The 26945-nt window shown below is 27.7% G+C and carries 27 protein-coding genes, 1 tRNA gene and 1 riboswitch; of the genes, 22 read left to right on the top strand and 6 right to left on the bottom strand.

Features of this window, described 5'->3' with window-relative positions; all coding sequences use genetic code 11:
• Nucleotides 1–37 precede the first annotated feature (37 nt).
• The gene (gene purD, locus B8978_RS04120) at nucleotides 38–1288 is read left to right on the top strand and encodes a phosphoribosylamine--glycine ligase (RefSeq protein WP_084114040.1); all 1251 of its coding nucleotides are present in this window, start codon (nucleotides 38–40) and stop codon (nucleotides 1286–1288) included.
• A gap of 53 nt (nucleotides 1289–1341) precedes the next feature.
• On the opposite strand, the gene B8978_RS04115 is transcribed toward purD, so the two are convergent.
• Nucleotides 1342–2673, bottom strand: a complete 1332-nt coding sequence (locus B8978_RS04115; RefSeq protein ID WP_084114038.1) for a methyl-accepting chemotaxis protein — start codon at nucleotides 2671–2673, stop codon at nucleotides 1342–1344.
• Nucleotides 2674–2881: 208 nt separating this feature from the next.
• On the opposite strand from B8978_RS04115, the gene B8978_RS04110 reads away from it, so the two are divergent.
• Nucleotides 2882–3625, top strand: coding sequence for a DeoR/GlpR family DNA-binding transcription regulator (locus tag B8978_RS04110; RefSeq protein ID WP_084114036.1), 744 nt, complete (start codon nucleotides 2882–2884; stop codon nucleotides 3623–3625).
• A gap of 23 nt (nucleotides 3626–3648) precedes the next feature.
• Nucleotides 3649–4710: a Gfo/Idh/MocA family oxidoreductase gene (locus B8978_RS04105; protein ID WP_084114035.1), complete on the top strand. Its 1062-nt coding sequence runs from the start codon at nucleotides 3649–3651 to the stop codon at nucleotides 4708–4710.
• A gap of 72 nt (nucleotides 4711–4782) precedes the next feature.
• Here B8978_RS04105 and B8978_RS04100 read toward each other — a convergent pair whose 3' ends face one another.
• Nucleotides 4783–5394, bottom strand: a complete 612-nt coding sequence (locus tag B8978_RS04100; protein ID WP_084114034.1) for a DUF1836 domain-containing protein — start codon at nucleotides 5392–5394, stop codon at nucleotides 4783–4785.
• Nucleotides 5395–5599: 205 nt separating this feature from the next.
• Between B8978_RS04100 and trhA the strand changes: the two genes are divergently transcribed.
• From trhA to B8978_RS04075, 5 genes are all read left to right on the top strand, one after another.
• Nucleotides 5600–6250 carry a PAQR family membrane homeostasis protein TrhA gene (gene trhA / locus B8978_RS04095; RefSeq protein ID WP_084114033.1) on the top strand — a complete coding sequence of 217 codons (651 nt, stop codon included), beginning with the start codon at nucleotides 5600–5602 and terminating at the stop codon, nucleotides 6248–6250.
• A 158-nt stretch (nucleotides 6251–6408) separates the two neighbouring features.
• Nucleotides 6409–8412: a methyl-accepting chemotaxis protein gene (locus B8978_RS04090; protein ID WP_084114032.1), complete on the top strand. Its 2004-nt coding sequence runs from the start codon at nucleotides 6409–6411 to the stop codon at nucleotides 8410–8412.
• A gap of 36 nt (nucleotides 8413–8448) precedes the next feature.
• Nucleotides 8449–8507: riboswitch (Fluoride riboswitch) on the top strand.
• Between the two features lie 45 nt (nucleotides 8508–8552).
• Entirely contained in the window at nucleotides 8553–8969 is a 417-nt protein-coding gene (locus tag B8978_RS04085; protein WP_084114031.1) for a fluoride efflux transporter FluC, read from the top strand.
• A gap of 22 nt (nucleotides 8970–8991) precedes the next feature.
• Entirely contained in the window at nucleotides 8992–9348 is a 357-nt protein-coding gene (gene crcB / locus B8978_RS04080; RefSeq protein ID WP_084114030.1) for a fluoride efflux transporter CrcB, read from the top strand.
• 14 nt (nucleotides 9349–9362) lie between these two features.
• Entirely contained in the window at nucleotides 9363–10064 is a 702-nt protein-coding gene (locus B8978_RS04075) for a M48 family metallopeptidase (protein ID WP_084114029.1), read from the top strand.
• A gap of 6 nt (nucleotides 10065–10070) precedes the next feature.
• Here B8978_RS04075 and B8978_RS04070 read toward each other — a convergent pair whose 3' ends face one another.
• Nucleotides 10071–10709, bottom strand: coding sequence for a DUF6483 family protein (locus tag B8978_RS04070; protein WP_084114028.1), 639 nt, complete (start codon nucleotides 10707–10709; stop codon nucleotides 10071–10073).
• A 164-nt stretch (nucleotides 10710–10873) separates the two neighbouring features.
• Between B8978_RS04070 and polA the strand changes: the two genes are divergently transcribed.
• The 3 genes from polA to B8978_RS04055 are packed head-to-tail and all read left to right on the top strand — an operon-like array spanning nucleotide 10874 to nucleotide 14680.
• On the top strand, nucleotides 10874–13486 hold the full coding sequence (polA, locus tag B8978_RS04065; protein ID WP_084114027.1) for a DNA polymerase I: 2613 nt from the start codon (nucleotides 10874–10876) through the stop codon (nucleotides 13484–13486).
• 22 nt (nucleotides 13487–13508) lie between these two features.
• A complete protein-coding gene (coaE, locus tag B8978_RS04060; RefSeq protein WP_084114026.1) occupies nucleotides 13509–14105 on the top strand; it encodes a dephospho-CoA kinase in 597 nt (198 codons plus the stop codon).
• 23 nt (nucleotides 14106–14128) lie between these two features.
• Complete coding sequence (locus B8978_RS04055) at nucleotides 14129–14680, top strand: lytic transglycosylase domain-containing protein (protein ID WP_084114025.1); 552 nt, start codon at nucleotides 14129–14131, stop codon at nucleotides 14678–14680.
• Between the two features lie 48 nt (nucleotides 14681–14728).
• On the opposite strand, the gene B8978_RS04050 is transcribed toward B8978_RS04055, so the two are convergent.
• Complete coding sequence (locus B8978_RS04050; protein ID WP_084114024.1) at nucleotides 14729–16624, bottom strand: ATP-binding protein; 1896 nt, start codon at nucleotides 16622–16624, stop codon at nucleotides 14729–14731.
• Nucleotides 16625–16805: 181 nt separating this feature from the next.
• Here B8978_RS04050 and B8978_RS04045 point away from each other — a divergent pair.
• From B8978_RS04045 to B8978_RS04030, 4 genes are all read left to right on the top strand, one after another.
• A tRNA-Leu gene (locus B8978_RS04045) sits at nucleotides 16806–16890 on the top strand.
• A gap of 152 nt (nucleotides 16891–17042) precedes the next feature.
• The gene (locus tag B8978_RS04040) at nucleotides 17043–18023 is read left to right on the top strand and encodes a tyrosine-type recombinase/integrase (RefSeq protein WP_084114023.1); all 981 of its coding nucleotides are present in this window, start codon (nucleotides 17043–17045) and stop codon (nucleotides 18021–18023) included.
• A gap of 13 nt (nucleotides 18024–18036) precedes the next feature.
• Nucleotides 18037–18300, top strand: a complete 264-nt coding sequence (locus tag B8978_RS04035) for a hypothetical protein (protein ID WP_084114021.1) — start codon at nucleotides 18037–18039, stop codon at nucleotides 18298–18300.
• Between the two features lie 672 nt (nucleotides 18301–18972).
• The gene (locus tag B8978_RS04030; protein WP_242950490.1) at nucleotides 18973–19542 is read left to right on the top strand and encodes a restriction endonuclease; all 570 of its coding nucleotides are present in this window, start codon (nucleotides 18973–18975) and stop codon (nucleotides 19540–19542) included.
• Nucleotides 19543–19614: 72 nt separating this feature from the next.
• On the opposite strand, the gene B8978_RS04025 is transcribed toward B8978_RS04030, so the two are convergent.
• A complete protein-coding gene (locus B8978_RS04025) occupies nucleotides 19615–19953 on the bottom strand; it encodes a hypothetical protein (RefSeq protein ID WP_084114017.1) in 339 nt (112 codons plus the stop codon).
• A 97-nt stretch (nucleotides 19954–20050) separates the two neighbouring features.
• Here B8978_RS04025 and B8978_RS04020 point away from each other — a divergent pair, with 97 nt between their 5' ends.
• Nucleotides 20051–20794 (top strand): hypothetical protein, encoded by a 744-nt coding sequence (locus B8978_RS04020; protein WP_084114015.1) that lies wholly within the window; start codon nucleotides 20051–20053, stop codon nucleotides 20792–20794.
• Nucleotides 20795–20836: 42 nt separating this feature from the next.
• On the opposite strand, the gene B8978_RS04015 is transcribed toward B8978_RS04020, so the two are convergent.
• The gene (locus B8978_RS04015; protein WP_084114013.1) at nucleotides 20837–21064 is read right to left on the bottom strand and encodes a helix-turn-helix domain-containing protein; all 228 of its coding nucleotides are present in this window, start codon (nucleotides 21062–21064) and stop codon (nucleotides 20837–20839) included.
• Between the two features lie 181 nt (nucleotides 21065–21245).
• Here B8978_RS04015 and B8978_RS04010 point away from each other — a divergent pair, with 181 nt between their 5' ends.
• The 6 genes from B8978_RS04010 (at nucleotide 21246) to B8978_RS03985 (ending at nucleotide 26921) form a co-directional block, all read left to right on the top strand.
• Nucleotides 21246–21593, top strand: a complete 348-nt coding sequence (locus B8978_RS04010; RefSeq protein ID WP_084114011.1) for a hypothetical protein — start codon at nucleotides 21246–21248, stop codon at nucleotides 21591–21593.
• 64 nt (nucleotides 21594–21657) lie between these two features.
• Complete coding sequence (locus tag B8978_RS04005; protein WP_084114009.1) at nucleotides 21658–22413, top strand: hypothetical protein; 756 nt, start codon at nucleotides 21658–21660, stop codon at nucleotides 22411–22413.
• Between the two features lie 17 nt (nucleotides 22414–22430).
• On the top strand, nucleotides 22431–22640 hold the full coding sequence (locus B8978_RS04000; RefSeq protein ID WP_084114007.1) for a hypothetical protein: 210 nt from the start codon (nucleotides 22431–22433) through the stop codon (nucleotides 22638–22640).
• A gap of 462 nt (nucleotides 22641–23102) precedes the next feature.
• On the top strand, nucleotides 23103–23330 hold the full coding sequence (locus tag B8978_RS03995; RefSeq protein ID WP_084114005.1) for a hypothetical protein: 228 nt from the start codon (nucleotides 23103–23105) through the stop codon (nucleotides 23328–23330).
• Nucleotides 23331–23411: 81 nt separating this feature from the next.
• The gene (locus B8978_RS03990) at nucleotides 23412–26642 is read left to right on the top strand and encodes an RNA dependent RNA polymerase (protein ID WP_084114003.1); all 3231 of its coding nucleotides are present in this window, start codon (nucleotides 23412–23414) and stop codon (nucleotides 26640–26642) included.
• A gap of 99 nt (nucleotides 26643–26741) precedes the next feature.
• Entirely contained in the window at nucleotides 26742–26921 is a 180-nt protein-coding gene (locus B8978_RS03985) for a hypothetical protein (RefSeq protein WP_084114001.1), read from the top strand.
• The last annotated feature ends 24 nt before the right edge of the window (nucleotides 26922–26945 follow it).

The following is a 26945-nucleotide window of genomic DNA, read 5'->3' as shown; positions in this document are numbered from 1 at the left end:
TAAAGAAAAGTATACTTAATATAAAGGATGTGATTAAGTGAAGATATTAGTTATAGGAAACGGTGGGAGAGAACATGCTATAGCGTGGAAAGTATCACTTAGTGAAAACGTAGAAAAAGTTTATTGTGCTCCAGGCAATGGAGGAATGGCAATTGAAAATAAATGTGAAAATGTAGCATTAGATACTACTCCAAAACTTTTAGAGTTTGCTAAAAAGGAAAATATAGATTTGACTATTGTTGGACCAGAGGTAAAACTTGTTGAAGGTATTGTTGATGTATTTAAGGAAAATGGTTTGAAAATATTTGGACCAGGAAAAGCGGCAGCACAGCTTGAAGGGAGTAAATCTTTTTCTAAAGACTTTATGAAAAAGTATGGTGTAAAAACTGCTGCGTATGAAGTGTTTCAAGATGTAGAACTTGCTAAAAAATATGCTAAAGATGCAGAATACCCATTAGTAGTAAAGGCAGATGGACTTGCAGCAGGTAAAGGTGTTGTTATATGTAGTTCATATTCTGAAGCTGAAAGTGCACTAAATGAATTCATGGTAGATGACGTGTTTAAAGGTTCAGGAAAAACTGTTGTTTTAGAGGAATTTTTAGACGGCGTAGAGGCATCCATATTGTCAATTACAGATGGAAATGTTATAATACCGTTTATTTCAGCTAAGGATCACAAACAGATTTTTGACAACGATGAGGGACCTAATACTGGTGGTATGGGAGCAATTGCACCTAATCCATATTGCACACCAGAAGTTTTAAAAGAATTTGATGAAAAGATTTTAATGCCAACACTTGAGGGCATCAAGAAAGAAAATATGGATTATTGTGGAATCATATTTTTTGGTATCATGATAACTAAAAAGGGAACATACCTTCTAGAATATAATGTAAGAATGGGAGATCCAGAAACACAAGCTGTTTTACCACTACTTATAAGTGATTTTACAGAGATAATTTTAAGTGCTATTGATGGAAAGTTAAAAGACATAAAAATTCAGTGGAAAAAAGAGGCTGCTTGCTGTCTTGTGCTAGCTTCTGGGGGGTATCCTCTTAAATATGAAACTGGTAGAGAAATTAAGATAAAAAATAATAAAAGTAAGGTGTTTGCAGCTGGAGCTATAGAAGACAAAGGAGTATTAAAGACTTCTGGTGGCAGGGTTTTAGCTCTTGTAAATACAGCAAAGACTTTAGACGAAGCAATAAAAGCTACATATAATGACGTTAAAAATGTAGAATTTGATAATATGTATTTTAGAAAAGATATAGGAACACTTTATAAGTAAAAAAAGCATTTCACCTCTAGGCATCAGGTGAAATGCTTTTTTAGTATTACATATTATACTTTGAATTTTTCAACCGATTTTTTTAGAGTTACAGATAAATTATTTTCTTTTTCCATAGCAACATTTGTGTCATCAATAGTGGCCGAAATTTCAGTAAGGCTATCGGATATTTCTTCTGTAGAATTTGTTAAACTCTCTGATATTTCAGATACATCTTGGATAACTTTGCTAATGGCTTCAAGAGATTTATCAGCAACTTTGGCAGAATTGCTTACTTCTGTAGAAATATTATTGATTAATTTAGCATCTTCGCCATACTTAACAGCAGAGTCAATTAATAAAGCATAATCTGATTTTACATCTTTATTTATAAAATCTAATACTTCTTCAGCTCTTTGAGATAGATTATCAAAAACTTGCTTAACTTTTAATACTAAACTTTCAACATTTGAAATGGTTTCAGAGGATTGTTCAGCTAGTTTTCTTACTTCTTCTGCAACTACTGCAAAACCCTTACCGTGTTCTCCGGCTCTAGATGCTTCTATTGCAGCATTAAGTGCTAATAAATTTGTTTGTGAAGCAATTTTACTTATAGTATCGGCCATTAATTGGATATCATCTACTATTTTACCATCTTCAATTGCTTTTAAAATGTGTTTCTGTTTTTCGTTGTATGTATTTTCTGTATTAGAAATAGATTGGCCTATTTTATCTTTCATTTTAAGGGCTCTATTCTCCATTTCAGCAGAGGCATTTAGTGCAGTTCTAGATTTATCAAGTAGAGAATCTATTACTGCTAATATTTCCTGAGTTGAGGAATTAACTTGTTCTGTATTGGAACTTAGTTTTATAGCAACATCTGAAAGCTCAACAGATGAAGAACTGATTTCATTTACTCTATCAGAGGAAGCTTTTGTTGAAGCAAGCAATAAATTACTTGAACTAGTAATTGTTTCGCTGGAATCTACTACGGTGGATATTATTGATTTTAAGTTGAAAACAGCAGTATTTAATGAATTTCCAAGATTACTTATATCGTCTTTTCCCTTTAAATTAAGAGGCTTAGAAAGGTCTCCTTTGCTAAGATTTTCTGTGTACTTCATTATTTGTCTAAGTCTTTTGTGTACTAATCTGTCATATACAATTACTATAATAAAAACAGTGATTATTATGCTTATAAATGATGCGATTTTAACACCTATAGCACCATCTAAGAAACTTGTTGGCACTCCACGGCTCTTCAAGGTCTGTCTACCAGCATATAAGGCATTGTTGACCAATATTCCAATGTAAGAACTAAATATTTGGACAATTACTACGGCTAAAGCTAATTTAAAGGTTATGGAGTTCATTGTTTTCTTTAGTAGTTTTTCTTTAAAATTCATATAATTTTACCCCCATCGTATATTCATATTTAATGTCGCTAAGTAAGATTTTAATATAAAATATGTCACTTTACAAGCAATTTAAATTATAAAGATATAGTCTAAAAATATAAAACAAAAAATATTTCAAATGAAATACAATTGATTTCATTTGAAATAAATGTTATTATATATGTAAAGTTAATAAGATTAGCAAGGGGATTAAATTTTGAATGAAAGACAAACAAAAATATTCAATACTATATGTAAAGAACCAAAAGTAACAGTAAAAGAATTATCTTTAATTATGGAAGTATCTGAAGTAACAATAAGAAAGGATTTATCAGCATTAGAGGATGAAGGTTTAATAAAAAGAACACATGGTGGGGTAGCTCAAATAAATTCCAATGAAATAGAAAAAAGATTACATTTTAGGTATGAGGAAAAATTAAAAATAGTAAATAAAGCCATAGAATTAATTGAAGATGGTGACACAATTCTAGTAGAGGCAGGGTCTACAAATACTCTACTAGCCAGGGAAATTAGCAAAAGAAAAAAAATAAACATAATAACTAATTCATTATATATTGCTGAAATGCTTAAAGAAAATGAAAATGCTAAGATAACACTTTTAGGTGGAGAATTGCAAAAAGATTCTGAAGCCATGGTTGGACCAATAACAAAATTATGTTTAAAACAATTATATGTAGATAAAGCCTTTATAGGCATGGATGGATTTTCTGAAAAACTTGGATTTACCTGTGGAGATTTTCTAAGAGCTGAGATAGGAAAGGAAATGGCTTCAAGGGCAAAAAATGTTGTGGTGTTAGCAGAGGCTTCAAAATTTGAAAATGTAGGAGTGACTTCAATTGTAAAATTAGATGAAGTTTCTACGATAATTACTGATTATGGTATACAAAAAGAAAGACTAGAAATACTAAAAAAATATAAAATGGAAGTTATAGTGATTTAATAAAGTTCAAGGGGGACTGGTTTATGTCAAAAACAATTAATGTAGGATTAATAGGTTTTGGTGGTGCAGGGAGAGTATTTCACGCACCAGTAATATCAAGTGTTGAAGGTTTAAAGCTATATAAAGTATTTGAAACAAAAAAGGAAAACATCAATATATTGAAATCAAAATATAAAGATGTATTATTAGCAAGTGAACTAGAGGATATATTTAATGACGAAAATATTGAACTTGTAGTAATAGCTGTGCCAAATAAAGCCCATTTTGATCTTGCTTCTAGAGCTTTAAATAGTGGTAAAAATGTTCTAGTTGAGAAGCCTTTTACAGTAACATCTAAAGAAGCCGATGAGCTTATAAGACTTTCTAAAGAAAAAAATAAAATACTAACAGTACATCAGAATAGACGATGGGATAGTGACTTTAGAACAGTAAAAAAAATTATAAACAATAATTTACTTGGAGACTTAGTAGAATATGAAGTCCATTATGATAGGTTTAGAAATTACTTTAAACAAAATTCTTGGAGAGAAGAATCAATAGAAGGCTCTGGAATTTTATATGATTTAGGAGCACATCTTATAGATCAAGCACAATATCTATTTGGTACACCTAAAAAAATTTTTGCTGACATAAGGATTCAAAGACAAGGTGGAAAAACTAATGATAACTTTGAAGTTATTTTAGATTATTCAGGATTAAAGGTAACATTAAAGGCTGGAATGTTAGTAAGGGGAAAAATACCTCACTTCATGCTTCTCGGAACGAAAGGTACCTTTATAAAATATGGAATGGATCCACAAGAAGAAGATCTTAAAATAGGTATAATGCCTAAAGATAAAGTTGACTTTGGTAAAGAAATAGAAGAAAATTGGGGGGAAATTAATACAGAAATTAATGGTAGCCATGTTGTTGGAAAAATTGAAAGTGAAGCTGGGGATTACAGACAGTTATATAGAAATGTTTACCTTTCAATTTTAGGAGAAGAAGAACTTATAGTAACACCTCAGCAAGCTAGAAATACAATAAAAATAATAGAAATAGCAGAAGAGAGTAATAAAGAAAAAGCATGGATTCAATTTAATTAATTTATCCGAAGCCAAGAACTCTGTTTATAAAAAAAATAGCTTTTCACCAAAGATTAATGGTGAAAGGCTATTTTATTTTGTACCCTCATCTTTAGTAGCAATAAAAAAGCTGTCAATTATTTTTTGCGACATCCTAATATTCAAATTTGCATTTTCAATAAGCATTAAAATTAGTAGAATAAGGTGGCTTTTTTCATTTTCGCCGTTTGGAAGTTTAGTTGTTTTATCTTTAATTTCATTTAGAAGCTCATCAAACTCATTTTTAAAATTATCCATGGAGTTTTGTTTCATTCCTAAAAATGTATCGTAAAGTTCCTCCAGAGAAAGCATGGTTTTGTCTTTAGAAGATAAATTTGAAACTATTGGTTTAAATACGTCACTTATATCAGACAAAGAAAGACTCTGCTTTAAATTGTATATTAGACATAATAATATTATTTGGTTTTTGTTATATTTTTTACTTTTTATAGGCGGAAATATTTTGGCCTTAGCATAATTATTAATCATTGTTTTCGTCATAATTTTATCTTCTGGATTTCTTTTAGTTGAACTTAGTTTGCTTTCAAATAGTGTAGTAACTTGATCCATATATAAATCTAAATTTGGAATATCATTAAGAGTAATATCCGTAAAATTTGTAATATCTGAAAGTATAGAGTTTAAATTTATATCTTTAGTGTCCATAAAATCACCTCATGTAAATGTTTTTAACAAGTATATCATATAAAAGTATACAATATTTTAAAACATATGGATATAAAAAATTAATTTGGAAAAACTTAAATATATATTGAAATGATAACATATATATTGTAATATATAAACATAGCAATACGTAGTTATCAAAACTATATTGTAAAATATGAATATTTGATGAGGTGGTTATAATATGTTTAATAAATTTAGAGAGCCAGTTAGTGGATTAACACATTTATTTGGAGTTTTTATCTCTGCAGTAGGACTTTTGATACTTTTAAATATATCTTTGGCATTAAACAATACAAGAGATATGGCGGTTTCATGTGTATTTGGGATAAGTCTTATATTACTGTATAGTGCAAGCTCAATATATCATTTAACAATGGCCTCTGAAAAAGTAATTAAAATACTTAGAAGAGTAGACCATTCGATGATATATGTATTGATTGCAGGTAGTTATACGCCAGTTTGTCTTATAACTTTAAAAGGTAAAATAGGTTATAGTATATTTGCTATGATATGGGCACTAACAATTTTAGGCATATTAATAAAAAATTTTTGGTTTAATGCCCCAAGATGGTTATCTACAGCATTTTACATAGTTATGGGATGGTTAGTGGTAGTAGCAATTTATCCAATGTCAAAAGTTATGCCTGCTGCAGGAATTATGTGGCTTATACTGGGAGGAGTTTCATATACTGTTGGTGGACTTATATATGCATTTAAATACCCAAAAATAAATAACAAATATTTTGGATTTCATGAAATTTTTCATATCTTTGTATTGATAGGGAGCTTTTGCCACTATTGGTTTGTTCTAAAATATGTATTAATTAAATAAATTAACATATTTATAACAAATGGCATAATAAAATGTAAAAAGTATAAAAAAATCGACAATAAAACAAAAAATAATTAATAAAATTTAAATATTGATTAAATATTTTAAAAGATAAGACGATAATTAAGGCATGTTTTAGTTTTAAGGAGGTCTTATTTATGAAAAGTTTAAAATCAAAATTTGCAGTAGCTATGTGTAGTATTTGTATTCTTGTTTTAGGTGCCTCCATAATTATAGGATATAGTGTATCCTATAAAGCATTAAATAAAGAAATGGCAGATAAAACATTGATAACATCTCAAAAGTACGGTGAAATCATAAATGGTTGGTTAGATGGGCAAGGAAAAATACTTAAGGAAATAGCAGGAAGTGTAGAAAACACCAAGGAATTCAATCAAAAGGATGTAGCAGCGTATTTGGCACAGAAAATAAAAACAAATCCGTATACAACTGACGTATATATAGGATTTAAAGATAAGTCATTTTGGGATGGTTCAGGTTGGATACCACCATCTGATTATGATGCGACAAAGAGAGTTTGGTATGAGAAAGCTTTAGAAAAAAATGGATTAATTTATACAGCACCATATCTTGATGCAATGACAAAAAAAATAGTTATAACAATAGCAAAACCAATATCAAGAGATGGACAAGTAGTTGGTGTAATTGGTACAGATATATATGTTGATACAATTACAAAAATTGTTGAAGCAGCAAAACCTGTAAGTGATAGCTATGGTTATTTGCTTGATGAGGATAATGATATTATGGTACATCCAAACAAAACCTTTAAACCTACAGATAAAGAACTTAAAAATGTAGATAAGGTTATGAATGGAAGGTATAAAGATGTAGTCAATACAAGCAAAAGTGGAAAAGGAATAAATTTGATTGACTATGATGGAACTAGCAGATATTTTATATCTTCGTCCATCCCAGTTTCAGGTTGGACAATTGGTTTTGCAATTTCTACTAGTGAATTTAAGAAACCGCTTAGCAATTTAATATATGCATATGCAGTAATAGCTCTTATATCTATTATTATATGTATTTTATTCTCTTTAATTTTTGGAAGTAAGATAACAAAACCTTTAATTGGGTTAGCAAAGGTTTTAGACAGAACTAGTGATTTTGATTTAGTTAATGACACTAATTACGATTATGTTTTAAAGCACAAGGATGAAATAGGAGTAATGGGAAATTCAATAAAGGATTTGAGGCAGCAGCTTAGAAGCATAATTGTAACCATAAAAGATAATTCTACAGAAGTTCATAAGCAGTCAGAAAATGTATCGGTTTCAATAGACGAAACTGTAAAAGCAGTAGAGGAAGTTACGAATGCAGTAGAAGAAGTGGCTAAAGGTTCTACAGAACAAGCAAAAGAATCTTCACTGGGACTTGAAAAACTAAATAAATTGTCAAGCAAAATAGATGATGTAGTACAGAGTTCTAATAAAGTAATAGAATATTCTAAGACTACTGAAAAAGTTAATAGCAATGTTTCAGAAAATACAAAGGAACTTTATTCAAAACTTACTGAAACAAGTGAAGCAACAAGACAGGTTTCAGATAATATATCAGTTCTATCAAATAAATCAGAATCCATTGGAGATATAGTAAAAACAATAGAATCTATAGCAGAACAAACTAACCTTCTCGCATTAAATGCAGCGATAGAGGCAGCTAGGGCTGGGGAATCAGGTAAGGGTTTTGCGGTAGTTGCAGAAGAAGTTAGAAAATTAGCAGAACAAACTTCAAGTTCAACGCAAGAAATTAGTAATGTTATAAAAGAAATTCAAGGTGAAATTAACAATGCTAAACTTAATATGGATAAAGCAGAGAAAGTTAATCATGAAGCAAATGAATCCATGAAACAATCAGAAAAATCCTTTAATACTATTGGAACTTCAATAGGTGATATGATATCAACCATAGAGGAGCTTAGTATAAAAATTTCTGGAATAAATAAAGATAAGGATAGCGTAGTAAAATCAATAGAAAATATATCTGCAATATCAGAAGAAGCGGCTGCGGCTTCAGAAGAAGTTTCTGCTTCAATGGAAGAGCAAGAAGCATCATTTGAGATAATAAACGGCAGTGCAAAAAATCTTAAAGGAATTGTAGATGAATTAAATAGTTTAGTTGAAAAATTTAAGCTTTAGGATGGAGTTGAAATGTATAGATTTAAGTGATATAATTTTTTTATAGGTGATGGAGTTCACCTTAAATGCTTAGAGCTGATGACTCCTATAGGTTTTATTATCTATAGGGGTTTATTTTTTTATAATTTTAGGAGGGTTACATGAAAAAATATCTATATATAGGTGCATTCGGTTTTTTTGGATCTATGCTAAGATTTGCCATAAAAAATATACAGTTTAGACATAGCAGTGTTTTTCCAATAAATACTTTAATAATCAATATAACAGGAAGTTTTGCATTAGCTTTTGTATTCGCACTTGCACTAAATTTAAAAAAATTTGATGAAAATCTTAAACTTGGAATAACAACTGGATTTATTGGAACATACACAACTTTTGCAACATTTTGTAAAGACGCATTTGGATTAATTGAAAAGGGACATTATAATTATGCAATAATGTATATTTTGTTTTCTATTGGAATTAGCATGTTAGCAATAATATTAGGAATAAATTTTGCTGAAAGATTCAAAGTTAAAGAGGATGAGGATGAAGAAGATATTACTGCTGAATTGTAAGGCTTAGGAGGAGATATAGATTATGGAATATATTTTAGTTGGTGTTGGAGGCATATTTGGGAGTATAACAAGATATTCATTAGGAAAAGTTATAGGTAAAGGGAGAAATAAGAATTTTCCAATAGGAACATTCATAATAAACATAACAGGAGCAGCCTTTCTTGGCATTTTAACAGCATTAGTAAAAAACAATACATTGTATGCTTTTTTAGGAGATGGAATTCTTGGTGGATACACTACATTTTCCACATTTATGTACGAAGGCTTTAATTTATTTAAAGGCAAGGAAAAATTAAATGCAATAATGTATATGTTTCTTTCAATTTTACTTGGCGTAATTTTTTACGCTATAGGTTTTAAAGTAGGTAAATTTATATAGGTTTGAGGGATAATATGAAATTACATTTTTTTTATGCTGGTAATAAAATAGAATTTAATATAATTTATTCAAAAAGAAAAACTATGAAAATAGCAATTGCACCTCCTCATGAGATAACAGTTGCTGCACCAATTGGTGTAAGTGAAGCCATAATAATAAATTGTGTCAAGGAAAAAGCACCGTGGATTTTAAAGAAATTGTATATGATAAAAGACATGGAAATAAAACCAAAACATGAATTTAATAGTGGAGAAACTTTTTTGTATCTAGGAAAGAAAGTTGAACTGAAGGTAACTCTTGGCAATATAGAAAAGGTTGAACTTATTAAAGATAAGTTAGAAGTAACATTAAAAACACTGGATAAGGACAAAATACGAAACATGCTAGAACTTTGGTATAGAGAGAAAACCCTTGAAAAAGTTCTAGAAAAAATAAAATATTATAATAAATACTTTAAGGAAAGTCCAAGGAATATAAAGGTTAAGGAACAAAAAACAAGATGGGCCAGCTGTACTTTTTATAATGACATATTGTTTAACTGGCGTTGTTCAATGGCAAAAGAAGAGGTTATTGATTACATTGTAGTTCATGAGATGTGTCACATGGTTCATAAAGACCACTCTAAAAACTTTTGGAATCTAGTAGGTTCAATACTACCAGATTATAAACTTAGTCAGCAGTGGCTTAAAGAAAATGGAATAAGGATGGAGCTTTAATTCTTATTATAAAGCTCCTAGTGCCTCTAAGATTTCATTTCTTGGAAGGCCACCTGCCTCTAAGGTTAAATCATCCTTTTCCAATAGGTTCTGGTAGAAGTCTTTAAGTTTTTCTTTAGCAAAAACATGTGAAGTTTCATCATCTAATAAATCGTAAAGATTATCCTCTGTCTTTGAGTACTCACAGTTAAGTTCATAATAAGTTATTAAATTCTTTTTTAATTCAATAGGAAGGTGAAATTTTTCTAGGGATAAAGAAATATTGTGCATCATTTTTTCATAACCTGTAATTTCGCATTCTGTATTGAAAGTTTTCATATTAAATATAAGGTAAAAAGCCTTTTCATATTTGCTATAAGCTTCGCTTAAAAGATCATCTTTTTCAAATATTAATGCTTCTTCATAAAGTAAAGCTGCAGCTATTAAGCAGTAGTTACCATCTAATTTATCACTTCGGTTCATTAATACTAAAACATCCTTATTTGACATAGAATTTATAATTAAAGAGCTAACTCCTAAAAATTTTTTAAAGGAAGCATCGATAAGCGCTAATTTGTCTGTATGTAAATTATTAACATCTTCTATCTCTTTTATAAGGGAATTGAATTTATCCGATACTTTTGCACTGTAATCGTCTTTTATCAAGTTAAACACCTCGTTTTATATATTTTAAAATATGAGTTTATTGGGTTATAATAGATATTATAATATTTATTAATGGATTTTGAAATACTTTTACTATTTTACATTACTAAATGTTATAATTATATACTAGTTATAAAGAAAATCTCGATTGGAGAAGTGATTAAATGGAACGATTACTTATTTTAGATGGTAATAGTCTTTTGAATAGAGCTTTTTATGCCCTTCCACCGCTTACAAATGCAGAAGGAACAAACACAAATGCTATTTACGGTTTTATGACCATGCTTTTTAAAATGAAGGAAGAATTAAAACCAGATTATATAGTTACAACCTTTGATCTTAAGGCACCAACTTTTAGGCATAAGGAATACAAGGACTACAAGGCTGGGAGAAAAAAGATGCCACCAGAACTTGCAGAGCAGTTTCCTATATTAAAAGAAATTTTAGAAAAACTAGCTATTAGTATATTTGAAGTTGAAGGTTTTGAAGCTGATGATCTTATGGGAACGCTTTCGGTCTTTGCAAAAGAAAAAGGCATTGAGGTATACATAATTACAGGAGATAGAGATGCCCTCCAGCTTGCAGATGATAATGTAAAAATAGTAATAAACAAAAAGGGTATGACAGAAAAAGAAATTTATGATAAAAACAGAATGATAGAGGATTATGGTGTAACACCAACAGAATTTATTGATGTTAAAGGACTTATGGGTGATAATTCTGACAATATACCTGGAGTACCAGGAGTTGGAGAAAAAACTGCTTTCAAATTAATAAAAGAATACAAAAGCATTGAAAATGTACTTATGAATATAGATAATATAAATGGAAAAAAATTAAAAGAGAACCTTATGGAATACAGTGAACAGGCAATTTTTAGTAAAAAGCTTGCTACAATACTTGTGAATGTTCCAATAGAAATAGATTTAAATGAAATAAGATCAAAAGACAATTTCGATTACAAGGCTGTAAAGGAATGGTTTATAAAGTTACAATTTAAGAGCTTAATAGAAAAACTTCCTTTGACAGAGGAAGAAAAGGTTATTAATGAAGTAACGGTTAATTATGAAACAATTGACAATTTGGAAACTTTTAAAAAGTTAACAAATTCAATTAATAATAGTATCTATTGTAGCTTTGAAATATTAAACGAAAGTGTTTATTCCAAAATTCAGATTGATAACATTTATTTAAGCGCAGATGGAAAAAATTATTTTATTAAGCTAAGTGAAATATTAAAAGATAAACAAGAAGAAGCACTTAATGAATTAAGAAAAGTGTTTGAAAATAAAGATATAAAAAAAGTTATACATGATTCAAAAGGAGTGTATACTGCACTTAATAAGCTTCAGGTTAAACTGAAGGGACTGGTTTTTGACACTAAGATAGCTGCATATCTTGTTAATCCATCAAAAAGTGAATATGAGCTTAAAGGTTTAATATATGACTTATTAGGAATAGACGTAACAGGTGAAGAGGAGTTAATAAGATTTAAAGAAATTAACTTTTTAAAAGAAGTTTATGAGAAATTAGAGGAAAAAATTAAAGTTTTAGAAATGGAAGATCTTTTATATAATGTAGAACAACCGCTAATAGAAGTTCTATCATCTATGGAAGCAAGAGGATTTAAAGTTGATGGTAAAAAGCTTTCAGAACTTGGAGATAAATTTAGTTTAGAAATAAAAAGAACTCAGGAAGAAATATATGAAATGTCTGGTGAAGAATTTAATATAAGTTCTCCAAAACAACTGGGAAAAATTCTATTTGAAAAACTTGATTTACCAGTAATAAAAAAGACAAAGACAGGTTATTCAACAAATGCTGAAGTGCTTTTAAAATTGAGGGATAAACATCCAATCATTGATAAGGTAACTTATTTTAGACAACTTAGTAAACTGTATTCTACTTATGTAGAGGGACTAAAAAATGTTATTGATGTGGATGATAAAATACATTCAAGTTTTAATCAAACGGTAACTACTACAGGAAGACTTTCAAGTACTGAACCTAATCTTCAAAACATACCTATAAAGTATGAAATGGGAAGAGAAATAAGAAAGGTATTTATTCCAGATGAAGATTCTAATTTGCTTATGTCTGCAGATTATTCTCAGATAGAACTAAGAGTGCTTGCACATATTGCTGGGGATGAAAATCTTATAGATGCATTTGTTAATCATAGTGACATACATACTAAAACTGCATCAGAAGTATTTGGAGTTCCAATAGATGAAGTAACTCCGACTATGAGAAGTAATGCAAAAGCGGTTAACTTTGGAATAGTATATGGAATAGGTGATTTTAGTCTAGCAGACGATCTAAAGATATCTAGGAAAGAAGCTAAACAATATATTGACACTTATCTTGAAAGGTATCCAAAGGTTAAACAGTATTTACATGATATTGTATTAAAGGCAAAAGAGGATACGTATGTTACGACGATACTTAACAGGCGAAGGGCTATACCTGAAATTAATGCTAAAAACAAAATAGTTGCTTCTTTTGGAGAAAGACTTGCAATGAACACTCCAATTCAAGGAAGTGCAGCAGATATCATAAAACTTGCAATGGTTAAGGTATACAATAAGCTTAATGAAAAAGGATTAAGGAGTACTATAGTTTTGCAGGTACACGATGAACTTATATTAAATGTGTATAAGGATGAATTAGAAGAGGTAAAGGGTATTGTAAAAGAGGAAATGGAAAATGCAATAGAGCTTAAAGTTCCTCTTGAAGTAGATATAAATATTGGGGAAACATGGTATAATGCAAAATAAAAAGGTGAGAGGTTGATGGAAAATGTTATGTGTTGGTCTTACAGGTGGAATAGGAACAGGCAAAAGTACAGTGTCAAGAATGTTTAAAGAAAAAGCTATTCCAATTATTGATGCGGATATAATTGCAAAAAATATACTTGATACTTATCCAGAACTTTTAACTAAAATTAGAAAAGAATTTGGAGATGAATATTTTACTGAAGATGGTGCACTTAACAGAAAAAAATTAGGAAATTTCATATTTAAGTTTCCAGAGGAAAGAAAAAAACTTGAAGATATAATGATTCCTAAAATAAAAGACGAGATTTTTAAACATGTTGAAGTATGTAGAAAATTAGATGAAAAACTATGTGTTGTAGATGCTCCTATTTTAATAGAAACAGGGGTAGATAATCTTATGGACTTTAACATTTTAGTGTGGACAAATAAAGAAACTCAAATAAAAAGAGTCATGAAGAGAGATAACTTAAATTTAGAAGAAGTTATGAATAGAATAAATTCACAAATGCCTATGGATGAGAAAAAGAAAATGGTAGATTTCATAATAGATAATAGCTATCAAATAGAAAATACGGAAAGGCAATTAGATAAAATTTTGAATTCTCTAAGTGAATGTTAGAGAAAAAAATACGGGAGGGGACAATGTCTTATAAAAGCATAAGAAATATATTACTACTAATTCTAATTGTTGCCTCGGTAGCATTAAATATAAAAAGTATAGGTAGATATTTTTATCCTATTAAATACTCAAAATATATATATGAATATTCTGCAAAATATAATTTAGACCCATACTTTGTAACAGCAGTAATCAGAACAGAAAGCAATTTTGACTTTAGTGCTAAATCAAATAAAAATGCTTATGGATTAATGCAAATCACTAGTTCAACTGGAGATTGGTCAGCAAAACAAATGGGTATTAAAAATTTTACTACAGATAATTTGTATGATCCTGAATACAATATAAATATGGGCTGTTGGTATCTTGGAAATTTGAAACAAGAATTTGGAAGCTTAGATCTTGTAGCAGCTTCATATAATGCAGGAAGAGGCAATGTAAAACAGTGGCTTAGTAGCTCACAGCATTCAAAAGATGGAAAAAATCTGCACTACATTCCATTCAAGGAAACTGATAAATATGTAAAAAAAATAAGAGTATATTACAATTTATATAAATGGCTTTATAGCAAATAGTTAAAAGTGGTTAGGTAATGCAGTTCTCTGTGCAATACCTAACCACTTTTAATTAAAATAAATATTAGAAAATTCTATGTTAAGAGCTTTTATTAAGTGATCATCTGTAAATTCTGGCATTTTAACAAGCTGATTGGCATCAGCTTCTTTATTTGGAAGAATTATAGTAAAGGTTGATCCCTCACCCTCAATACTATCAAGTTTAATATCTCCATTCATAGCATTTAAAAGTAATTTAACTAAACATAATCCAATTCCAGTACCTTCACCTTGACGTGTATAAGAGCTTCCAACTTGCCCAAAACGATCAAATATCACATTCATCTTTTCTCTTGGTATTCCAGGACCTTCATCAGTAACTTTTATGTAAACATTATTTATGTCACAAGAAATATCTACATAAATATTCTTATTCGAAGGAGTAAATTTAATTGCATTTGAAATTATATTCAAAATAACTCGTTCATATTTCTCATCATCTACAGCAATAATCATTCCTGAAATAGAAGATTTGAATATGACATTTATATTTTTAGAATTTGCAAAGGGTTGAACAGATTCAATAATTAAATTAGTCATAGCCACAATATCATAATTCTTTTTATATATCTTAAGATATCCAGATTCGGCTCTAGTTATATCTAAAAGATTGCTCACCAAACGCATTTGCTGATAAGTGTTTCTTTTAATGGTACGGATACCATGACTTATCTTTTCAGTCATCTGATCTTTATAAACAAGTTCAAGTAGCTGGATGGTAGAGTTTATTGTAGTAATAGGGGTTTTAAATTCATGTGCAATAAATGAAAAAAAGTCTTCATGCATAGCCATAACTTTTTCTAATTGTTTTTGTTTCTCTGCTTCACAAGTTATATCACTAGTTGTAATTATACCCATAGAAAATTGACCTTTTTTAGTAAAAACAGGATTCCAATTAATTAAATAATATACTTTGTTTTCACCATGTTTAAACAATATTTGATTTACAGAAGAATTTTTTTTATCAAATAAAAATGAAACTGGAAGTACGCCAGATGCAATTAAATTTCCATGTTCATCATAATATTCCCTAGAATAGTCTATTTCATCATCTGTGGTAGCAAACAGATCGTACCAATGCTTAGGATTATTATTAACCTTTATATGGTTTCCGAGCTTGTCCGCAATGGATATTCCAGCAGTAGTATTTTGAAGAATGGTGTTAAGTTCATTTTTTTGTTGATGTATTATCTTAGACTGTTCAATTATAATTTTTTCGCTTTCTACACGTTTTGTTACATTTGAAGATATAACCAAAATATATTTAGGTTGGTTATCCATATTTATTGGGTCAATTATAATATCCCAATAAGAATCCAAAGATTTACTAACTGGAATTTTATATTTTTTACAATGAAAAAGCCTACCTGTTTTTATTACATTAAGAACAGCTTTCTCAAGTTTACTGCCTACATAGTTAGCTATAACATACTTAGGATGTTTTCCTATACAAAGATTTTTTTTGTTGTTTGGTTTGCCAAAAAAATTCAAATATCTTTGATTACTAACTAAAAGAATTAAATCATTAAAGCTATAAATAGCAATGCCAACCTTATTATTCGAATAAATTTGTTTTATAAAACTAAATTTTTCGTCAAGCCAAGATGAATGTTTCTCAAAAAAAATATATCTAGTTGAATTATTAAAATGTTTAATACATATGTTTACCTCAACAGGTTTTAGATGTTTTGTAAATATGTAATAAGTTCTGTCATTATCAATATCCGCAAGTAGTGATGGTGAATTAATTTTAAGTAAAGAACAAAGATCCCCTGATTTTTTACCAATGATATCTTTTTCTGAATAGTTGGTTAAATTAACGAAGCTGCTATTACAATCGATGACATTTTTATTAATGTCTAATATAAAGTAAGGTTTGTAATCGGTGTCTATTATTTCTTTCATAATTTTCCCCCTATAAAATGTTAAAAGTTACTTATTAGTAAAATGAACCAATACATATATTTTAACACATTAAAGATATACTATTCAAAAAAATATAAATATTTCAAATGTTTTCCCATCATTGACTAATTTTAATTTCTATGATAAAATTGTTATTGTGATTTTTATATTTAAGAAATAGGCAGGTGTGCTGGAATCGGCAGACAGGCACGTTTGAGGGGCGTGTGTTTTAGGACGTACGGGTTCAAGTCCCGTCACCTGCACCAAATAAGGCTGAAAAGCACTGATAATACTAAATTTATATACGTTCAAAATAGCGATACGTTTAAATTGTAAAAAACAATTAGATGTGTTGCTATTTTTTTATTTAAACGTGTTGCTGTTATTCCTAATAAATTAAGAAAGGGATAATGGCAACATGAAACAGAAAATCATTATAAAAAACATTTCTGATTTAGCAAACCAAGAATATCCACAAGTAAGCATTTCCGATGTTCAAAAAGAGTTTGAAAATAACTTAAAAGAAAGAAGATTAAGACCAGCAACATTTTCTTTTTACAATAATGTGCTAGAAGCATTTTATAAATTTATTGACTACAAACAAGCGATTAACACAGTTAATTTAAAAACAATAAATGATTATATTAATTATTGCAAAACTATAAGAAATCATTCCGATAATACCATTTCTACTAATATGCGAGGATTAAGGACATTTTTGTATTTTGCTATGGATAAACAATATATGCCTAAATTCAAAATATCAGTACCCGCACCAGATATGACGCCAAAATCCACATATGAAATAGAAGAGGTACAAAAGTTATTAATCAAACCAAATATTCGAACTACTAACTTTTCAGAATATATTGCATTCGTTGCAATTAACATATTTGTTTTTACAGGTTGTAGACTTTCAACAGCTATAAATATGAAAGTTGATGATATTGATTTTGAGAATAATCTAGTTATATATAAACATACCAAAAATAAAAAACCACATGCTATCCCATTAGCTAAAAAATTAAAAAATGTATTAACTGAACATATTAATATTTTAAAATCACAACAATTAGAAAATAATTATCTTCTAATTAGTGCTTACGGAGAGCAATTAACTGCAAATAAACTTTATTTATATATAAGTAGATATAACAAAAAAAGAAATGTAAAAATGACTTCTATTCATGCATTTAGACGCTTCTATATTAAAAGTTTAGTATTGCAAGGTGTTCCTATTCCAAAGATTCAGTTTTTAGTTCAGCATAAAAGTCCTGAATTAATAACCTTGTACACAAAATTGTATTCAAAGGATCTAATTGATGATGTAGAAGAATTTTCAAATAATATTATCTTAAAGGATAAAGATGTAAATAAGAAATTGAAGTTCAAAAAATAAGAGGTGATTTTACATGGAACACAAAGAATATCAACATTACAAACATATTAACAAATTTTATAAGGATGCATTTATAAAGAAAGAAGAAATAGTAAAGCAGGAAATAGAAATAAATTCTTGTGGTAGCCTAGAAATATTAATTGTAGAGAAGTTTAACAACATAGTTACAATTACTAAAGCCATTGCAACTAATGTAAATAAACCAATACTAGAAGATAATATCCATAAAATTATTATGAATAAATCTAAATTAGAAGAAATATTAAAGCTTTTTTAATAAAAAAATAAGCCAGTGCCTCGACCGCATTAGCTTATACAAATAAAATTAAATATTGTTAAATGATTCCTTCACAAAGAAATCAAAAGCATATATTTATTATATCAATAAATTTTAAAAATGTAAATGTGAAGGTTTTATTTCCTATACACTTTTTTAAGACATAGGTTAGTTGTAAGGCACTAGAGCAACTATAAAATATCTAGGGGTTAGTTGAGCCGAAAGCAATAAAAATTAACTATCACATAATAAAAACTCATTCCCTTCTTTGAGCGTGTGATGCAAGGAGAGTACATCCATTTAAAGGTACGGAAAGGTTACTTGGTGTGATAATTCACAGGTAGGTATTAACAAGCCATATAGGCATATATAGGCACTTATAGGACAAGCATTGTAAGTTAAGTTAATATTGCATTAGCAATAAATAAGAAGGGTATTAAGGGGCATAGCAAGGCTTAAACCGATTATAATTAATAATTTATCTACTTATGTGCAGTGTTAAAATTATTATTATTTTTTACTGCATATAGGTAGATAAATTATATCAAAAACAAAAGCAAACATTCCCGATTATATGAAGTTCAGTTCGTAAGTCAAGTAATAAAACAAAAATAATTGAGTAATAAAGAGTAAATTTGGAAATAATAAGTAATGAGGTGTTATCCAGTGAATATGGCGAGCAATATAAATTATGAATATTTATTCATGGGAATATTTATAGTTGGGTTATTGAATATAATATATATTTATTATGATACAAAGAAAACTAGAATAAAAGTCAATAGAAACATTATTATAGATAAGAAAGTTAATTTAACATTAGATGATATAAAGAAAATGAATGGCAGAGAATTTGAAATATGGTGTGCAAAGTTATTAACTCAACTTGGATATAAAGTGAAAATTACACAGCAAACAAATGATGAAGGTAAAGATTTAATTGTGGATAAATCAATTTATGTAGAATGTAAATGTTGGGATGAAGATGGAAAGAATATAGGTCGTGAGATTTTACAGAAATTAATTGGAGCAATGGTTGCTGATGGTGGAAAGATTAATAAAGGAATATGCGTAACCACTTCTGGATTTAATAAGAATGCTATTGAGTACAAAGATAAGATTAATAAAAATACCAATATTGAATTAAAGTTATACGATTTATATGATATAGAATGTATATTGAAAGATTTAGAAGAAAGTAAGACTGATATGAGTAATAACAAGAATAAATTGGTTGTATAATTAAGTATGCCTTTATATGGAGTTTAAATTAAGACCAAGGGCAGGTTACTCTACCATTTTCTAAAAAAATAATTATTTAATATTTCTATATTTATCTATTATTTCTGAAGCTCTTGTAGGCTGTCTTCTTTTACATGATGCAGATGTGGAATTATTAACATTTCTTCTTCTTTTAGCAGATTTCAAAGCTTCTTTTTCACCCTCTTGTTTAAGTTTTTGTTTTCTTTCAATTAATGATTTTTCATTCTCTTTATCTAGTTCTATAAAATATTTTTTTAGTATGTCTTTTATAAAGTATTGTCTTCCTCTTTTAAAACTGTTTTTGTTTATTAGTTCTAAAAGAGTTAAATCTAATTTGTCATCTTCAAAAAATTTTAGTTCTATTTTGTCTTTTAAATATAATTTATTCATAAAAGTCACCTCATTGTTTATATTATACCAATATATATATTTATTTACAATATATTGAAAATATATTATGATATTATACGAAGAGGTGATTAATAAAATGAAGATAAAGAATTCTACATTTTACAATAAAAAAAATGTTGAGATAATTAATCCAGCTAAAGAGATAACATTAGGTGAATATTTAAAACTTAAAAATGATAGCATAAAAACTACTAAATATTTATACTTAATAACCACTAAATACATGTATAATGGTTTGTCTAATTTTATATTTTTTTATAAATTAGGTAGACTTTTTTATCATCACACAAGCGATTGTGAATTTAAAATTGATGATGTTAAATTATTGCCTATCTATCAGATAAAGATTGCTAAAAATTTTAATAAAGATGTATTTAAATTTGATTTAGAAGATCAGGATGAAAACTTTATAAACTTAACATTTACAGAATTGGAAATTATATTAACATTTATTGAAGATAATAATACTTCTATAAAATATGAGCAGCAAGTGTTAAATTACGTATATAAGAAATTAATTGATAAATATAATAAAATTGAAATTGTAGCTAAAAATAATAAAAACTATATAATTAGTGAAAATATACAATTAGAAACACAGCAATATATTTCTTTATACATATATTTGAAAGAGCAAATGAATAAAATTTTTTATAATAGTACTAGTGATGGATCTATTTATAACATAAGGTGTATTAAAGAAATTAGTACTATATTGAATAAAATAAAGAAAGCAATTGCTAAAAACGAAATACGTGGTTACAATTTATATACTGTAAAAAATGATTATAACGAAAAAAATGATATTTTTGATTTATAAATTGTTAAAGAAATATGATAAAAGGTAGTGAAATAAGCTTCGCTACCTTTTTTTGTCGTCAACATAATCAATAATATCACTTAATTTTATATTATCATCTAATGTTTTAAAAGCTTTAACAATATTGCTTAAATCTTCTGAATTTATTCTTTTAATATCTTCGCTATAGTATAGACCAATTGTAGAGGGTCTAATTCCTGTTATATCAGCTAACCATCGTTGGCTTTTTTTAAATTTTCCCAATAGGTCTGATATGTAAATTTTAATCATAGTGGTCACTCCTCAATATATAATATCACTTTATGGGTTAAAGCATACCTTTTGAATGCAAAAAAGTCAATAAAAAGTTAAAAAAGAACTTTAAAAGTTATTGACTTGTAACTATAAGAGTGATATTATTTATATATAAGATACAAAATAACTTTTATATAAATCTTAGGGGGAATAAATTATGTTTATGAAAACAGGAAATTATAAAGAATTTGGTGTTGAGGTCGGTTTTGAGGAACTAGAATTATTTTTGCTTGAAATAATCGAAGATGAAGAACAGTTGTGTATGGATATTAATGGTGTTGTAAGTGTATCATTGTTTCTTAATGATTTTGACTTTGATATTATAAGTCCTAATAAATCTAATAAACGGTTTTTAATATTAAGTGACGATACAAGTGAGCAGATATGTCCTATATACCTCGATATGAAAGATATAAAAAAGATTATTGCAGGCACAGGCTTCTATGCAGACCAATACATATTAATACTAAAGCATAATATTATGTATCATCTATATATAATGTAGGTGGTTATTAGTAAGAAATTTTGTTAAAATAGAAACTAAAGTATGAGTAAAATAGGGTGATTTTATGAAAGAATTAACTATTAAAGATTTAGATAAGTTAGATATTATTGAGTTAACAGATGAGGAATTCGATAATATAATCGCACCTTGGTGTTACAATAACAAAGAAAAAATTATGCAAAATAAAGATAATATAAAACACATATTTAATAAAGGTATTATAAGTATTAAACAAACTGAAAATAAATTTGATATGTATAATTATTTTGAAGTTAAGCATCTACAAAAAAAGTCAGTAATTGAATTATGTACATATTTACATGCATATGATTCTAGAAAATTAAATTTTTGTTGGAATTTAGAACCACAAGTAACTATTGAGGAACATATAAATTCATTTGTTCATAATGAAATTATGAATTTTAATTGGAAATACTACAAGAATAAAGAATTAGATTATGTAGATGATATGGAAGTATATGACACATTGCAAAAATACTTTTCAATTATAATATTTTCTCAACTTAATCAAGAGTACGTTATCAGACAAACTAAAACTACTAGTAAAAAAATTCAATCAAAAAAAGATAAGAGAGCAGGTAAAAAACCTAGAACTAAATTAATCAAACAAAATATTATAAGAATAAATACAGATCATATTCAACTAACTGAAGAAGAAAAAAGAGATTATGAAAGACATACACTAGGATGGACTGTAAGAGGTTTTTGGAGAAATTATAAAGATGGTAAAAGAGTTTGGATTAAACCTCATGTTAGGGGTGATAAGGATAATATTGAAGGTAAAATATATGAAATATAATTTTGGGAGAAAAATATATGAAAACAATTGTAATTAAAAAAAGCCAATTAAAAGCCATGGTAGGAGTACTTGCAAGTTCGGAAGATGCTTACAAATATAAAAATACGGTTATTGGATATTTAGATGGCTATATACCTATTTTTATTAAAACAAATTTGAATCAAGAACAGTGGGACAAGTTTTGCGAGGGAAATTTAAGCCAAGAAGAATTAGAGAAGACATGTTAGGATACAATAAATGTTTTTTATACACAAATAAGAGTTATATTAAGTAATAACTAAGAAATACAAGTTATTTACCTATAACCCTAAAATATGACAATATTTGATTGTATATGAAGATTGATAAACAAAAATAAAATGTTATAATTATAGCTGGACATAAAAAATAAAATAAAAACCAAGGGTCTACTATACCCTTTTTGTCCAACCTATTTATTATATTAACATTACTTTTCTGCCGTATTTATTACTATCTATCGTTTTATGTATTTACTGTATCACATATATAAGATTTTAAATCTATAATCGAATTATACAGCAATAAATATATAAAATCAAGCTATTTTTTTAAAAAGTAGCTTGCGGAAAATCAGCAAATCCAGATATCCCAGTGGATGTCGAGTTATTCCTATAATAACAATTATAGGAATAGTTCTGTAATTACAATTTAAGAGGAGGAAAATTAATATGTATATTAACGAGAAGGAAGCTAAAATGCAAGGATTAACTGAACAAGAAATTGAAAAACTAAAAAAGGAACGAGAAGAAGAAGCAGAAAAGGATTATAAAGAAAAACATTTTAAAATATGTCCAAGCTGTGGTAAACAAGCGACTAATATTGGAGTTAATGGAGCAGGTATAGTAGAGGAGTTAGCAAAATTTGAATGTGATTTTTGTGGCTGGAAGGAAAATTAAATATGAATTATGAAGCTACAAATACGAGATATATTTCTTACGCTCTTAAATAAAAATAATTAAAATATGGGGGATTATATTATGAAAAAACAGACAATGTACAAAATTTACAAAATAGCTAATGGTGATTTGACTAAAGAAAGTTTTACAGAGAAAGAATTAATTGAAAGAACAATAAGTTTATCAGAAAATAATTTAATTAGAAAATATCTGATTTATAAGGAATTAGATAGAAAAGAACAATTTTTAGATAATATTATAAAGGTTGCACTACCCTTTAATAAAAAAGATACTGAAATGGAAATACCATTAGAAATATTAAAAAATGGTATAACATTTATGAATAAAAAATTTATTCCATTGGTTAGTAGTCCAAGTATGATGAAAAAGGAAGGTAAAGATGATTACTATTCTGAGAACTATAAATGTGAATACTTATTTATTGCAAAAGAAGATGCTGAATTTATAAGTATATTTGAGGATATAACGAGTCTGGGGAAATTAACTAAAAAACGTTTCGATAAAGAAGAAATGTCAATTAATAAGGATGTAATTGCAAGACTTAGTCTTCAAACTTCAAACACATATGAAATTGATTATAAACCTAATGTAGTTGTATTACCTTCAGATATTTATACATATATATCAGATTACTGTTATTTTAAAGATAAAGATTATAGTAAATTAATGTATGAAAGAAATAGAGAAGAAGAACATGAATTTCAAGATGGCTGTGGGTTAATGAGTTATAAATTAGCTGGAATTATAAAAAGAAATTTAGATATAGATTATACGGTTGATTTTGCAATTATAAGACAAGATATTACTGCGACAAAAGGGCTTGTTGTAAAAGTAGATTTTAATAAATATTTTGAAGATACATATGAAAAAGATATACCTAACATATTTGAAAAGAGAAAAGATGGGTTTTATACTTTAGATTATTTTAACAAGATGGTTAACATATCTAAAGCAGATCTTATTATTACAACTAATATGGCAAAGTGGGCAAAATGGTGGGATGGGCAGGAACAAATTGTAGAAGAATTAAAGAAAGAAAAATATGATAAGTATAGAGATATACTTACTAATCTATATGTAAGTAAAATCAACAAAAAGCAGCCAAAAGAGTATTCACGAACAAATTATCAAGTAATATCTAATCTTAATCTCACACCTTTAGAATTAGAAGCATTAAGTAAAGAAACTTATAGCATGTATGAGAAAGTTGTTGATGGAGATATTAATGCAATAAGGTTAATGTTAGGAGATATTTCTAACAATGATAGAGAAGAATTAGAAGCTATGGATAAATTACATTATTTATTACAAAGTACAGAAGATGCACTTAAGATACCTTGTGTACAAAAAATGATTATGGGTATGGTAAGGAAGAAAATCGCTGAACTTCAAGAGGGAAAATTCTTTGTTAAAGGTAATTACAAATATGCTAGTACGTGTCCAATAACTTTTATGGATTGGATTATGACAAGAAAAATTTCTGATAATGGACTGGGTATAAATCAATTTTATATACCACAGGAAACGGGTAAGAGAGTAATGGCTCGTTCACCACTTAACAGTTTTTCAGAAATACATAAATTTACTATAACAAAAAATAATCTATTAGAAGAGTACACTGGAAAGCTAACAAATGAATTAATATTTTACAACCAAAAGGATAATAGATTAGCACTTAATTCAGGTCAAGATACAGATGGGGATAGTAACCTAGTAATGCAAAGTGATATTATATATAATTCAGTTATTGCTCCAGAAGATGGTTATAATTTTTTAAACCTACAGGATAAAAAAGACGATGCTGTTAAACTACCGTATACTAAAGAAAATGAATATTATAGTGTTGTAATGGCGGCGGGAAACCAGATAGGAAGCATTAGTAATCTAGGAATTAAAATATGTACACAGGCTACTGAATTAGGATACAAATATGCTAAAACAGATAAGGTGTTTACATATAAATATTTGAGGAAAAAATATGATGAAGAACATGAACAATTTTATTTAGATAATATATCAGAAATTAAATATTTAGAAGGCACTAAGTCTCAATTATCAGATAAATACAGAATTATTGATGAATTTACATATATGTTAAAGCAAGAAGACTTAGATGATATTGAATTTGAAATACAGAATTTAGAAAAAGAAGCATATCAATATGAAAGTATTATTAGAAAAAAGAAATATGAATATTTTACAGAAACTATGGAAAAGTTGATTTCAAAAGGTGAATTTATTTCAGTAGAGAATTTGGAAGAGCAAGAGATTAAAGATATAATAACAAAACAATTTTATAAAAATAAGAGATTATCATACTGGGCATTGGAGCTACAAATGATTAGTATAGATTCACCAAAAACTTTAAAGAAGATTGATAATGATACTAAAAAGTTACTCAAAGAAAGTCTTGTAGAAGAATTTAATCCAAATTTTCGTAAATATACAACTAAATATGAAGACAGAAGTAGAGTTTATAGTAGGACACATTCAGTATTAAATTTACATTCAAATAGAATAGTTAATACTCTATTGAAAAAATATTATGAAGTAAAAGAAAAAGTATCAAAAGGGGATAGAGTTACGGTATTGCATAATATATTATCCAACATTGTGCCAACAAAAAATACTGAAATAGTTTCAGAAATGATTAAGAATATATTTGAAAAATGGAGAAGTAGTGCAGAAGATATTAGAATAAAGTTTAACGATAATATTCCTAAAAAGTCAGATGAATTGAAAAAAAATAACTTAGATGCTAGTAAGTCAATTATTGAATTAACTGATAAATATGGAATTACAACAACAGCTTCATCGTTATTGATAGCTAGTAAGAGTAGTAAATCGGATACTAGAAGCAAGTTTATAATTGATTGTTGTTTTAATGTAGTACAAGCTATATTGGATGCGTATTATACAGATATTACAAGCTACATTGAAGACCCAAACGGTGTATATCATTATAAATTTAAAGATTATAGTAAAATTAAGACTCAAAGAAAAAAACAGGATATGCAATTATTAGAGAATTTGCAGAATGAGATTAGATTAGCAGAAACTATATTAATAAAATTTAGACCTGTAGATTTAGATAACAAAGTAGTAATAACTAAAAATAATGGAGAATTTTTTATAAATAATGAGCAAATTTATAATAACAAAGTTACAGGTGCAAAGAAAAATATATATGATTTACTAGAAAATTATATGAAAGATAAAGATGAATTAGAAGTAAATCTAAAGGACATAGAAATTAAACCAAGTTATATAAGTGCTTATATAGTATGTTAGGTAGTTATCGCCTAAGTGGGGACTACTCCCCCATTTAGGCTACATGAGGAAGTAAGATAAATTAATCTTATAACCTAATATATTATCAGGAGGATTATTATGGAAAATGAGTATTATGAAATAAAAAAGAAATATTTAGCGTTTGCATTATCATTTTTAGGATTCAGATATTTTGTATTTAATGATGCAGATGGAGATAAATATAGTTTTGAGAATACAGAAAAATTTCAATTAGCGTTAGATGGATTATTAAAATTGAGAATAACAATAAACAAATAAATAAATTATGAGAGGGAGTTTACG

The organism is Clostridium acidisoli DSM 12555, assembly GCF_900176305.1.
GTDB lineage: Bacteria > Bacillota > Clostridia > Clostridiales > Clostridiaceae > Clostridium_I > Clostridium_I acidisoli.
This window is presented reverse-complemented; position numbering and strand designations above follow the sequence as displayed.